Origin of the sequence: Streptomyces sp. CC0208 (assembly GCF_003443735.1) — a bacterium.
Taxonomy (GTDB): Bacteria; Actinomycetota; Actinomycetes; order Streptomycetales; family Streptomycetaceae; genus Streptomyces; species Streptomyces sviceus.
Window position 1 is genome coordinate 7,345,985 of record NZ_CP031969.1, and the last position, 12,664, is coordinate 7,358,648.

The 12,664-nt window shown below is 70.0% G+C and carries 12 protein-coding genes; all 12 read left to right on the forward strand.

Annotated elements, in window-relative coordinates; all coding sequences use genetic code 11:
- The first annotated feature begins 253 nt into the window (after positions 1 to 253).
- The 12 genes from D1369_RS33760 to D1369_RS33820 all read left to right on the forward strand — a co-directional run bounded on the left by D1369_RS33760 (position 254) and on the right by D1369_RS33820 (position 12,643).
- Positions 254 to 796, forward strand: coding sequence for a membrane protein (locus tag D1369_RS33760; protein WP_037903126.1), 543 nt, complete (start codon positions 254 to 256; stop codon positions 794 to 796).
- A 168-nt stretch (positions 797 to 964) separates the two neighbouring features.
- The gene (gene pdxS, locus D1369_RS33765; protein WP_007380720.1) at positions 965 to 1,870 is read left to right on the forward strand and encodes a pyridoxal 5'-phosphate synthase lyase subunit PdxS; all 906 of its coding nucleotides are present in this window, start codon (positions 965 to 967) and stop codon (positions 1,868 to 1,870) included.
- A gap of 6 nt (positions 1,871 to 1,876) precedes the next feature.
- The gene (gene pdxT, locus D1369_RS33770) at positions 1,877 to 2,482 is read left to right on the forward strand and encodes a pyridoxal 5'-phosphate synthase glutaminase subunit PdxT (protein ID WP_007380719.1); all 606 of its coding nucleotides are present in this window, start codon (positions 1,877 to 1,879) and stop codon (positions 2,480 to 2,482) included.
- A gap of 49 nt (positions 2,483 to 2,531) precedes the next feature.
- A complete protein-coding gene (locus tag D1369_RS33775) occupies positions 2,532 to 3,284 on the forward strand; it encodes a YebC/PmpR family DNA-binding transcriptional regulator (RefSeq protein ID WP_007380718.1) in 753 nt (250 codons plus the stop codon).
- A 114-nt stretch (positions 3,285 to 3,398) separates the two neighbouring features.
- Complete coding sequence (ruvC, locus tag D1369_RS33780; RefSeq protein ID WP_007380717.1) at positions 3,399 to 3,938, forward strand: crossover junction endodeoxyribonuclease RuvC; 540 nt, start codon at positions 3,399 to 3,401, stop codon at positions 3,936 to 3,938.
- Positions 3,935 to 4,540, forward strand: coding sequence for a Holliday junction branch migration protein RuvA (ruvA, locus tag D1369_RS33785; protein WP_007380716.1), 606 nt, complete (start codon positions 3,935 to 3,937; stop codon positions 4,538 to 4,540). Before ruvC ends, ruvA begins: the two co-directional genes overlap by 4 nt.
- 10 nt (positions 4,541 to 4,550) lie before the next feature.
- Positions 4,551 to 5,621, forward strand: a complete 1,071-nt coding sequence (gene ruvB / locus D1369_RS33790) for a Holliday junction branch migration DNA helicase RuvB (RefSeq protein ID WP_007380715.1) — start codon at positions 4,551 to 4,553, stop codon at positions 5,619 to 5,621.
- 173 nt (positions 5,622 to 5,794) lie between these two features.
- Positions 5,795 to 6,322, forward strand: a complete 528-nt coding sequence (gene yajC / locus D1369_RS33795; RefSeq protein WP_007380714.1) for a preprotein translocase subunit YajC — start codon at positions 5,795 to 5,797, stop codon at positions 6,320 to 6,322.
- A gap of 131 nt (positions 6,323 to 6,453) precedes the next feature.
- Entirely contained in the window at positions 6,454 to 8,208 is a 1,755-nt protein-coding gene (gene secD, locus D1369_RS33800; protein WP_007380713.1) for a protein translocase subunit SecD, read from the forward strand.
- Positions 8,209 to 8,210: 2 nt separating this feature from the next.
- Positions 8,211 to 9,323, forward strand: a complete 1,113-nt coding sequence (gene secF / locus D1369_RS33805; RefSeq protein ID WP_007380712.1) for a protein translocase subunit SecF — start codon at positions 8,211 to 8,213, stop codon at positions 9,321 to 9,323.
- Positions 9,320 to 9,868, forward strand: a complete 549-nt coding sequence (locus tag D1369_RS33810; protein ID WP_007380711.1) for an adenine phosphoribosyltransferase — start codon at positions 9,320 to 9,322, stop codon at positions 9,866 to 9,868. Before secF ends, D1369_RS33810 begins: the two co-directional genes overlap by 4 nt.
- Positions 9,869 to 10,105: 237 nt before the next feature.
- Positions 10,106 to 12,643 carry a bifunctional (p)ppGpp synthetase/guanosine-3',5'-bis(diphosphate) 3'-pyrophosphohydrolase gene (locus D1369_RS33820; protein WP_118082793.1) on the forward strand — a complete coding sequence of 846 codons (2,538 nt, stop codon included), beginning with the start codon at positions 10,106 to 10,108 and terminating at the stop codon, positions 12,641 to 12,643.
- Positions 12,644 to 12,664 lie beyond the last annotated feature (21 nt).

A 12,664-nucleotide genomic window follows, 5' to 3' on the forward strand; every position in this document is an offset into this window, starting at 1 on the left:
ACCGGGCGACCGCGCCGACGACTGGGCGGCCCCGAGGGACGGGCGGCCGCCCGACACGGCACCGGCCGACCCGCCCGCGCTCGGACGCCGGCGCTCAGGCGCCCGGGAAGGACTGCCGACGCGGACCTCCCGGTTCGCCGGTGGCAGCCTCGTGGCGGTCGGACACCCCCCGGCAGGTCCTCGTCCCACCCGCAGACGTCCACCCCGTGCCTGGCACACCCGGCCCCCACCCGCCCCGATAGCCTTGCTGCCCGTGACTGCCACCCTCATCTGGATCCTCGTCGCGCTCGTCGCGATCGGCCTTTATCTGAGCTGGACCGCGGGCCGTCTCGACCGGCTGCACGCCAGGATCGACGCCACGCGCGCGGGCCTGGACGCGCAGTTGCTCCGGCGGGCCTCCGTCGCCCAGGAGTTGGCCACCTCGGGCGTGCTCGACCCGGCCGCGTCGATCGTCCTGTACGAGGCCGCGCACGCCGCCCGGCAGGCCGAGGAGGAGCAGCGGGAGGTGGCAGAGAGCGAGCTGAGCCAGGCACTGCGGGCCGTGTTCGCGGAGCCGGCCCAGGTGGAGGCCGTTCACGAGGTGCCCGGGGGAGAGTCGGCCGCCCACGAGCTCACCGAGGCGGTACGCCGGGTCCCGATGGCCCGTCGCTTCCACAACGACGCCGTCGGCGCCGCCCGCCGGCTCCGCCAGCACCGCAAGGTCCGCTGGTTCCGCCTGGCCGGGCACGCCCCCTTCCCGATGGCCTTCGAGATGGACGACGAGCCGCCCGCGGCCCTGGTGGACCGGGCAGCGTAGACCGGCACCGGGGGCCGACCTGACCGCCCGCCGCAGCGCGGCACCCCGGCGCGGTACCCCGGCGCGGCAAAACGATCCACCGGCTCTCCATTGGCCCTTGCTGTGGACTGGTCCGGTGACGTTTCCTCGGTGCTGCAGCAGTCCCTTTCACTTCAGCGAGGTCAACCCGTGTCCAGCACCGAGAACCAGGCTCCCGAGACCGGCACCGCGCGCGTGAAGCGCGGCATGGCGGAGCAGCTCAAGGGCGGCGTGATCATGGACGTCGTCACGCCGGAGCAGGCGAAGATCGCGGAGGACGCGGGCGCCGTAGCCGTCATGGCCCTGGAGCGGGTCCCGGCCGACATCCGCAAGGACGGCGGCGTGGCCCGTATGTCCGACCCGGACATGATCGAGGGCATCATCGAGGCCGTCTCGATCCCGGTCATGGCCAAGTCCCGCATCGGCCACTTCGTCGAGGCCCAGGTCCTGCAGTCGCTCGGCGTCGACTACATCGACGAGTCCGAGGTCCTCACCCCGGCCGACGAGGTCAACCACTCCGACAAGTGGGCCTTCACCACCCCCTTCGTCTGCGGTGCCACCAACCTGGGCGAGGCCCTGCGCCGCATCGCCGAGGGCGCGGCCATGATCCGCTCCAAGGGTGAGGCCGGCACCGGCAACGTCGTCGAGGCCGTCCGCCACCTGCGCCAGATCAAGAACGAGATCGCCCGCCTGCGCGGCTACGACAACAACGAGCTGTACGCCGCCGCCAAGGAGCTGCGCGCCCCGTACGAGCTCGTCAGGGAGGTCGCCGAGCTCGGCAAGCTTCCCGTGGTGCTGTTCTCCGCCGGTGGTGTCGCGACCCCGGCCGACGCCGCTCTGATGCGCCAGCTCGGTGCGGAGGGCGTCTTCGTCGGCTCCGGCATCTTCAAGTCCGGCGACCCGGCCAAGCGCGCCGCCGCCATCGTGAAGGCCACCACCTTCTACGACGACCCGAAGATCATCGCGGACGCGTCCCGCAACCTCGGCGAGGCCATGGTCGGCATCAACTGCGACACCCTCCCCGAGACCGAGCGCTACGCCAACCGCGGCTGGTAACCACTCATGAGCACTCCTGTCATAGGCGTCCTGGCCCTGCAGGGCGACGTCCGGGAGCACCTCGTGGCCCTGGCCGCGGCCGACGCCGTGGCCAGGCCGGTACGGCGCCCCGACGAACTCGCCGAGGTGGACGGCCTCGTCCTCCCCGGCGGCGAGTCCACCACGATCTCCAAGCTGGCGGTCCTGTTCGGCGTGATGGAGCCGCTCCGGGCGCGTGTGCGGGACGGCATGCCCGTCTACGGCACCTGCGCGGGGCTGATCATGCTGGCCGACAAGATCCTCGACCCGCGCTCGGGCCAGGAGACGATCGGCGGCATCGACATGATCGTGCGCCGCAACGCCTTCGGACGTCAGAACGAGTCCTTCGAGGCCGCGGTCGATGTCAAGGGCGTTCCGGGCGAGCCTGTGGAGGGCGTCTTCATCCGCGCCCCCTGGGTGGAGTCCGTCGGCGCCCAGGCCGAGGTGCTCGCCGAGCACGACGGTCACATCGTCGCGGTCCGTCAGGGCAACGCGCTCGCCACGTCGTTCCACCCGGAACTGACCGGCGACCACCGCGTGCACTCTCTCTTTGTCGACATGGTGCGCGCGTACCGGACGCGGGAGTCCTTGTAGGATCTCAGGCGTTGGTTGCAGAGATGGGTTACGCGAAGGAGACAGGCAGATGTCCGGCCACTCTAAATGGGCCACGACGAAGCACAAGAAGGCCGTGATCGACGCCAAGCGCGGCAAGCTCTTCGCGAAGCTGATCAAGAACATCGAGGTCGCGGCGCGCATGGGCGGCGTGGACCTGGACGGCAACCCGACGCTGTACGACGCCGTGCAGAAGGCGAAGAAGTCGTCTGTTCCCAACAAGAACATCGACTCCGCCATCAAGCGTGGCGGCGGCCTCGAGGCCGGCGGCGCCGACTACGAGACGATCATGTACGAGGGCTACGGCCCGAACGGCGTCGCGGTGCTCATCGAGTGCCTCACCGACAACCGCAACCGCGCCGCCTCCGACGTGCGGGTCGCCATGACCCGCAACGGCGGCAACATGGCCGACCCCGGCTCGGTGTCGTACCTCTTCAACCGCAAGGGCGTCGTCATCGTCCCCAAGGGCGAGCTCACCGAGGACGACGTGCTCGGTGCCGTCCTGGACGCGGGCGCCGAGGAGGTCAACGACCTGGGCGAGTCCTTCGAGATCCTCAGCGAGGCCACCGACCTGGTCGCGGTCCGCACCGCCCTCCAGGAAGCCGGGATCGACTACGACTCCGCCGACGCCAACTTCGTCCCGACCATGCAGGTCGAGCTGGACGAGGAGGGCGCCAGGAAGATCTTCAGGCTGATCGACGCCCTGGAGGACAGCGACGACGTCCAGAACGTCTTCGCCAACTTCGACGTCAGCGACGAGGTCATGGAGAAGGTCGACGCGTAGCGCTGCGAACTGAGCGGATCCGGCGGGCCGGTGGGACACACCCCACCGGCCCGCCGCCGTTGTCGGTGGCAGCAGATAGCCTGCACAAACAGGAGATCGAGAGGGAGGGGCACGGTGCGCGTACTCGGGGTGGACCCCGGACTCACACGCTGCGGTGTGGGCGTCGTCGAGGGGGTGGCGGGCCGACCCCTGACCATGCTCGGCGTCGGAGTCGTGCGCACGCCCTCGGACGCCGAGTTGGGACAGCGGCTCGTCGCCGTCGAGCAGGGCATCGAGCAGTGGCTGGACCAGCACCGGCCCGAATTCGTCGCCGTGGAGCGGGTGTTCAGCCAGCACAACGTCCGTACGGTGATGGGCACCGCCCAGGCCAGCGCCGTCGCCATGCTGTGCGCCGCCCGCCGCGGCATCCCCGTCGCCCTGCACACCCCGAGCGAGGTCAAGGCCGCCGTCACCGGCAGCGGCCGCGCCGACAAGGCGCAGGTCGGCGCCATGGTCACCCGCCTGCTGCGGCTGGACGCACCCCCGAAACCGGCCGACGCCGCCGACGCTCTCGCACTCGCCATCTGCCACATCTGGCGCGCGCCCGCCCAGAACCGACTCCAGCAGGCCGTCGCCCTGCACACAGCCACAGCACGGAAAGGCCGTACGGCATGATCGCCTTCGTGAGCGGCACCATCGCCGCACTCGCTCCCGACACCGCGGTGGTCGAGGTCGGCGGTGTCGGCATGGCGGTGCAGTGCACGCCGAACACGCTGTCGACCCTTCGCCTCGGTCAGCCGGCCAAGCTCGCCACCTCCCTGGTCGTACGCGAGGACTCCCTCACCCTCTACGGTTTCGTCGACGACGACGAGCGCCAGATCTTCGAACTGCTCCAGACCGCCAGCGGAGTCGGCCCGCGCCTCGCCCAGGCCATGCTGGCCGTGCACGCCCCGGACGCGTTGCGCCGAGCGGTGGCCACAGGTGACGAGAAAGCGCTCATCGCGGTGCCCGGCATCGGCAAGAAGGGCGCTCAGAAGCTGCTCCTGGAGCTCAAGGACCGGCTGGGCGAGCCGATCGGTGCCCCCGCGATCGGCGCTCCCGTCACCCAGGGCTGGCGCGACCAGCTGCACGCCGCCCTGATCGGCCTCGGGTACGCCACGCGCGAGGCCGACGAGGCCGTCACCGCCGTGACCCCGCAGGCAGAGGCGTCCGAGGGCACGCCTCAGGTCGGCCAGCTGCTGAAGGCCGCCCTGCAGACCTTGAACCGCGCCCGCTAGGAGAACGTCAGTGAACTGGGACGACACCACCGACGAGACCGCCGCCGAGCGGCTCGTCGGTGCGTCCGCCGACCGTGAGGACCAGGCCGTCGAGGCCGCCCTGCGCCCCAAGGACCTGGACGAGTTCATCGGCCAGGAGAAGGTCCGCGAACAGCTCGACCTGGTCCTGCGGGCCGCCCGCGCGCGAGGCGCCACCGCCGACCATGTGCTGCTCTCCGGTGCCCCCGGCCTCGGCAAGACCACCCTCTCGATGATCATCGCGGCCGAGATGGGCGCTCCCATCCGCATCACCTCAGGCCCCGCCATCCAGCACGCCGGCGACCTCGCCGCGATCCTCTCCTCCCTCCAGGAGGGCGAGGTCCTCTTCCTCGACGAGATCCACCGCATGTCGCGGCCCGCCGAGGAGATGCTGTACATGGCGATGGAGGACTTCCGCGTCGACGTCATCGTCGGCAAGGGCCCCGGCGCCACCGCCATCCCGCTGGAGCTGCCCCCGTTCACCCTGGTCGGCGCCACCACGCGCGCCGGCCTGCTGCCGCCCCCGCTGCGCGACCGCTTCGGCTTCACCGCCCACATGGAGTTCTACGAGCCCGCCGAGCTGGAGCGTGTCATCCACCGCTCGGCCCACCTGCTCGACGTCGAGATCGGCTCCGAAGGCGCCGCCGAGATCGCGGGCCGCTCCCGCGGCACGCCCCGTATCGCCAACCGTCTGCTGCGCCGGGTCCGGGACTACGCCCAGGTCAAGGCCGACGGGATCATCACCCGCGACATCGCCGCGGCCGCGCTCAAGGTCTACGAGGTCGACGCCCGCGGCCTCGACCGGCTCGACCGCGGAGTCCTGGAGGCCCTGCTCAAGCTCTTCGGCGGCGGCCCGGTCGGCCTGTCCACGCTCGCGGTCGCGGTGGGGGAGGAGCGCGAGACCGTCGAAGAAGTGGCCGAGCCCTTCCTCGTACGGGAGGGCCTGCTCGCCCGCACTCCGCGCGGACGGGTCGCCACACCCGCCGCATGGGCACATCTCGGCCTCACCCCGCCCCGCTCGGCGTCCACAGGAAACGGACAACAGGACCTGTTCGGGACGTGATGCCTTTGTGACGGCGAAGCATTGGCCGGGTCCGGAACCCAGGTGCGATGCTGAGCGTTGTTCCCTGCGCGCGGACTCGCTTAGACTCCGCCGATGCCGCCTTTGTCGGCGGCAGATATACCCCCAACCATCAGGCCGCTCACTTCGCGGTCGCGTGAAGGAAGTACCGACCCGTGAGTCTCGTGACCCTCCTCCCGTTCATCGTGCTCATCGGGGCCATGTTCCTGATGACCCGCTCGGCCAAGAAGAAGCAGCAGCAGGCCGCGAGCATGCGGAACGACATGCAGCCCGGCAGCGGCGTCCGCACCATCGGGGGCATGTACGCCACGGTCAAGGAGGTCAACGAGGACACGGTCCTCCTCGACGCCGGTCCCGGCGTCGATCTTCTCTTCGCGAAGAACGCCATCGGTGCCGTCCTGACCGACGACGAGTACAACCGCATCGTGCACGGCATCGAGCACGACCTGAAGTCCGACTCCGACGTCGTCCCGGACGACGCCTCCTCCCTCACCGAGACCGACGAGTCCGCCGACGAAGCTGCCGCCGCCTCCGACGAGAAGTCCGTCGACCTCGGTAAGAAGGACACGGCCGGGGAGCCCGCCGACGACGCGCCCGCCAAGGCCGACGCGGGGACCGAGGCCGCCGAGGCGAAGTCGGACGACGAGCCGAAGAAGACCGACGGCGACTCCGACGCGAAGTAGTCGCACTCCGGGGCGCGCGGAACAGCTCCGCGCGCCCCGGACCTGCGCGGCTCGCACGGGATCCCGACACCAGTCATGGCCGCCCGCCCGCCGATCCGGCGCGAGAGCGGCCCGAGAGGGAGTACGAGAAGGTGGCAGCACCCAAAAGGGGCCGGAGCTCGAGTGCCCAGAGCAAGCCAGGGCGCACGCTGGCCCTGATCCTGATCGCCATCGTGGCGCTCACCGGTGGAATGTTCCTCTCCGGACACACCACCCCGCGTCTCGGCATCGACCTTGCCGGAGGCACCAGCATCACGCTGGAGGCCAAGGCCGAGCAGGGGTCCGCGATCAACAAGGCCAACATGAACACCGCGGTCGACATCATGAACCGCCGTGTCAACGGCCTGGGCGTCTCCGAGGCGGAGGTGCAGACCCAGGGTGATCGCAACATCATCGTGAACATCCCCAAGGGCACCAACTCCAAGGAGGCCCGCGACCAGGTCGGCACCACCGCGAAGCTGTACTTCCGTCCGGTCCTCGCGCAGGATGCCACCGGCCCCGCCGCGGCCACCTCGCCGAGCCCGTCCGCCAGCGGCTCCTCGAATGCCTCGCCGAGCCCCTCCGCGAGCAAGTCCGGCACCGGCGAGAAGGCGACCTCGTCGTCCTCCCCGTCGGCCTCCGCCACCTCGCAGGGCCGCGCCGTCACCGACGCGCTGAAGGCCGACGCCACCCCGTCGGCGTCCGCCGGCGCGTCGAGTTCCGCGTCCCCGTCGGCCCCCGCGAGCACCGCTCCGTCCGCCGCCCAGGCCAAGCTCCAGGCCCAGTACACCGCCCTGGACTGCTCGAAGAAGGCGCAGCGCACCAAGGCGGGCGAGGGCGCCAAGCCGGGCGACACCACCGTGGGCTGCGGCGAGTACTCCGGCGTCTGGTACAAGTACCTGCTCGGCCCGGCCGCCGTCGCCGGCACCGAGGTCAAGAAGGCCCAGGCGGTCTTCGACACCCAGAACGCCGCCGGCTGGCAGGTCACCATGACCTTCAACAGCAAGGGCGCCAAGAAGTTCGCGGACATCACGGGCCAGCTCGCGAAGAACACCCAGCCGCAGAACGAGTTCGGCATCGTCCTCGACGGCCAGGTCGTCTCCAGCCCCACCGTGAGCTCCTCGATCACCGGCGGCAGCGCCCAGATCTCCGGCAGCTTCACACAGGACGAGGCCCAGAACCTCGCCAACATGCTGTCGTACGGCGCCCTCCCGCTCTCCTTCAAGGAGCAGAGCGTGACCACGGTGACCGCGGCGCTCGGCGGTGACCAGCTGCACGCCGGTCTCCTCGCCGGTGCCATCGGCCTCTTCCTGGTCGTCATCTACCTGGTGGCCTACTACCGCGGTCTGTCGCTCGTCGCGATGGCCTCGCTGCTCGTCTCCGGCATCCTCACCTACGTGCTCATGGCGCTGCTCGGCCCGGCCATCGGGTTCGCACTGAACCTGCCGGCCGTGTGCGGTGCCATCGTCGCGATCGGTATCACCGCGGACTCGTTCATCGTGTACTTCGAACGCATAAGGGACGAGATCCGCGAGGGCCGCTCGCTGCGCCCCGCCGTCGAGCGGGCCTGGCCGCGTGCCCGGCGCACCATCCTGGTCTCCGACTTCGTGTCGTTCCTCGCCGCCGCGGTGCTGTTCATCGTGACGGTCGGCAAGGTCCAGGGCTTCGCGTTCACGCTCGGTCTGACCACCGTGCTCGACGTGGTCGTGGTCTTCTTCTTCACCAAGCCGCTGATGACGCTGCTGGCCCGCCGGAAGTTCTTCGCGAGCGGCAGCAAGTGGTCCGGCCTCGACCCGAAGAGCCTGGGCGCCAAGCCACCGCTGCGCCGCACCCGCCGCCCCGCCCCCGCCCACACGAAGGAGGCGTGAGCATGTCGAAACTCGGCAACCTCGGCGCCCGACTGCACCGTGGCGAGATCAGCTACGACTTCATCGGTCACCGCAAGCTCTGGTACAGCATCTCGATCCTGATCACCATCACGGCGATCCTGGGCCTCGCGGTCCGCGGCCTGAACATGGGCATCGACTTCCAGGGCGGCGCGGTCTTCACCACCGGGAAGACCAGCGTCTCGGTCTCCCAGGCCGAGGAGTACGCGAAGGAAGCCTCCGGCCACGACGCCGTCGTGCAGAAGCTCGGCAACGGCACGCTGCGCATCCAGATCGCCGGCATGGACACCCAGCAGTCCGACCGGATCAAGACGGACCTGGCCAAGGACTTCAAGGTCGACCCGGAGAGCATCGCCGCCGACCTGGTCGGTCCCAGCTGGGGTGACCAGATCGCCAACAAGGCCTGGCAGGGTCTGGCGATCTTCATGGTCCTCGTCGTGATCTATCTGGCGATCGCCTTCGAGTGGCGCATGGCCATCGCGGCGCTCGTCGCCCTGATCCACGACATCACCATCACCGTCGGCATCTACGCCCTCGTCGGCTTCGAGGTCACGCCGGGCACGGTGATCGGTCTGCTGACCATCCTCGGTTACTCGCTCTACGACACGGTGGTCGTCTTCGACTCCCTCAAGGAGCAGACCAAGGACATCACCAAGCAGAACCGCTGGACGTACAGCGACATCGCCAACCGCTCGATCAACGGCACCCTGGTCCGCTCGATCAACACCACGGTGGTCGCGCTGCTTCCGGTGGCGGGCCTGCTGTTCATCGGTGGCGGCTTCCTCGGCGCGGGCACGCTCAACGACATCTCGCTGTCGCTGTTCGTCGGTCTCGCCGCCGGTGCGTACTCCTCGATCTTCATCGCCACCCCGCTCGTCGCCGACCTGAAGGAGCGCGAGCCGGCCATGAAGGCCCTGAAGAAGCGGGTGCTGGCCAAGCGCTCGCAGGCCACCCCCGAGGAGGAACTCGCGGAAGTCCGCGGCGACTTCGTGGACGACGGTGAGCCGGAGGACTCCGCGCACGCGGTCGTCGGTCCGCGCACCCAGCCCACCTCCCGCGGCCGGGGCCGTGGCCGTCCGTCGGGCAAGCGCCGATGACCGGACTCGTGGACATCACGCCATTGCTGCTCAGCCGTATCCGCGATGTGGCCGACTACCCGGAGCCGGGGGTGATGTTCAAGGACATCACCCCGCTCCTGGCGGACCCGGCGGCGTTCACGGCGCTCACCGACGCGCTGGCCACGGTCGCCGCGAACACCGGTGCCACGAAGGTCGTCGGTCTGGAGGCCCGGGGCTTCATCCTCGGCGCCCCGGTCGCCGTCCGCGCGGGACTGGGCTTCATCCCCGTGCGCAAGGCGGGCAAGCTCCCCGGCGCGACCCTCAGCCAGGCGTACGACCTGGAGTACGGCTCGGCGGAGATCGAGGTGCACGCGGAGGACCTGTCCGCCGACGACCGCATCCTGATCGTCGACGACGTGCTGGCCACGGGCGGCACCGCCGAGGCGTCCATCGAGCTGATCCGCCGCGCGGGCGCCGAGGTGGCTGGTCTCGCGGTGCTGATGGAACTGGGCTTCCTCGGCGGGCGGGCCCGTCTGGAGCCAGCCCTTGCGGGCGCCCCGCTGGAAGCGCTGCTGGTGGTCTGATCGCCGACAGCACCCCGCACTCACTGCGTGACGGCCGTTCCGGAAGACCGGGACGGCCGTTTCGCATGAGGGAGCGAGGCGCCCCGCCCGATCCGGCGGAATTCCGGCGGCAGTCCCTCGTGTTCCACAGGTTGACGACCCTCACATCGGCCTGAAGGCGATCCCGGGGCGCAGGATCGCTACCATGGGTTCTCCGGAGCCTGACCGGGGGATTCGGATCGCGCACGAGGAGTCCTCTTGCCAGACGAGGCCCAGCCACTGACCGCCGCCAAGCCCGAGCCCGCCTCGGCGCCCGCGGCGAAGCCCGCGCCGGACGCGAAGACCGCGACGAACGACGCCCGCGGGCCGGTCGAGCACGCCCAGTCCGCGCCCGTCGACAAGCCGGCCGAGCCGCCCCGGCCCAAGCCCGCCTCGCCCGAGTCCGCCACCTCGCCGACTCCGGCGGCCCGCGCGAACACGGGCCAGCCCGCCCGCACCGGCTCCTCCAACCGCGTCCGCGCCCGTCTCGCCCGTCTCGGCGTCCAGCGCTCCAACCCGTACAACCCGGTCCTGGAGCCCCTGCTGCGGATAGTGCGCAGCAACGACCCGAAGATCGAGACCGCGACCCTGCGCCAGATCGAGCAGGCGTACCAGGTCGCCGAGCGCTGGCATCGCGGCCAGAAGCGCAAGAGCGGCGACCCGTACATCACCCACCCGCTCGCGGTGACCACGATCCTCGCCGAGCTCGGCATGGACCCGGCGACCCTGATGGCCGGGCTGCTGCACGACACCGTCGAGGACACCGAGTACGGCCTCGACCAGCTTCGCCGCGACTTCGGCGACTCGGTCGCCCTGCTCGTCGACGGCGTCACCAAGCTGGACAAGGTCAAGTTCGGCGAGGCCGCGCAGGCCGAGACCGTGCGCAAGATGGTCGTGGCCATGGCCAAGGACCCGCGCGTCCTGGTCATCAAGCTCGCCGACCGGCTGCACAACATGCGCACCATGCGCTACCTCAAGCGCGAGAAGCAGGAGAAGAAGGCGCGCGAGACGCTGGAGATCTACGCGCCGCTCGCCCACCGCCTCGGCATGAACACCATCAAGTGGGAACTGGAGGACCTCGCCTTCGCGATCCTCTATCCCAAGATGTACGACGAGATCGTACGGCTGGTGGCCGAGCGGGCACCGAAGCGTGACGAGTACCTGGCCGTAGTGACCGACGAGGTGCAGTCCGACCTGCGCGCGGCCCGGATCAAGGCCACCGTCACCGGCCGCCCGAAGCACTACTACAGCGTCTACCAGAAGATGATCGTCCGCGGTCGCGACTTCGCGGAGATCTACGACCTGGTCGGCATCCGCGTCCTCGTCGACACCGTCCGCGACTGCTACGCCGCCCTCGGCACCGTGCACGCGCGATGGAACCCGGTCCCCGGCCGGTTCAAGGACTACATCGCGATGCCCAAGTTCAACATGTACCAGTCGCTCCACACGACGGTCATCGGGCCGAACGGCAAGCCGGTCGAACTGCAGATCCGCACCTTCGACATGCACCGCCGCGCCGAGTACGGCATCGCCGCGCACTGGAAGTACAAGCAGGAGGCCGTCGCCGGCACCTCCAAGGTCCGCTCGGACCAGCCGAGGACCACCGGCAAGGACGACCACCTCAACGACATGGCGTGGCTGCGTCAGCTCCTCGACTGGCAGAAGGAGACCGAGGACCCCGGCGAGTTCCTGGAGTCGTTGCGCTTCGACCTCTCGCGCAACGAGGTCTTCGTCTTCACCCCCAAGGGCGACGTCATAGCGCTGCCGGCCGGTGCCACCCCGGTGGACTTCTCGTACGCGGTGCACACCGAGGTGGGCCACCGCACCATAGGAGCCCGCGTCAACGGCCGTCTCGTACCGCTGGAGTCGACCCTGGACAACGGCGACCTCGTCGAGGTCTTCACGTCCAAGGCGCCCGGGGCCGGGCCCTCCCGGGACTGGCTGAACTTCGTGAAGTCGCCTCGGGCCCGCAACAAGATCCGTGCCTGGTTCTCCAAGGAGCGCCGCGACGAGGCGATCGAGCAGGGCAAGGACTCCATCGTCCGCGCGATGCGCAAGCAGAACCTGCCGATCCAGCGCATCCTCACGGGTGACTCCCTCGTCACGCTCGCGCACGAGATGCGGTACTCGGACATCTCCGCGCTGTACGCGGCGATCGGTGAGGGCCATGTCTCCGCGCAGAGCATCGTGCAGAAGCTGGTCCAGGCGCTCGGCGGCGAGGAGGCGGCCACCGAGGAGATCGACGAATCGGTCCCGCCGTCCCACGGCCGCGGGCGCAAGCGGCGTACCAACGCCGACCCCGGTGTCGTCGTCAAGGGCGTCGAGGACGTGTGGGTCAAGCTGGCCCGCTGCTGTACCCCCGTCCCCGGCGACCCGATCATCGGCTTCGTCACCCGGGGTAGTGGCGTATCGGTTCACCGCAGCGACTGCGTCAACGTGGAGTCACTGTCCCGGGAGCCCGAGCGCATCCTCGAGGTCGAGTGGGCGCCCACCCAGTCCTCGGTCTTCCTGGTCGCTATCCAGGTCGAGGCCCTGGACCGCTCCCGGCTGCTCTCGGACGTCACCCGTGTCCTGTCCGACCAGCACGTCAACATCCTCTCCGCGGCCGTCCAGACCTCCCGCGACCGCGTCGCCACCTCCCGCTTCACCTTCGAGATGGGCGATCCGAAGCACCTCGGTCACGTCCTGAAGGCGGTCAGGGGAGTCGAGGGCGTGTACGACGTGTACCGCGTGACGTCGGCGCGGAACCGGACGTAGGACGCACGAAAGGGCCCCGGG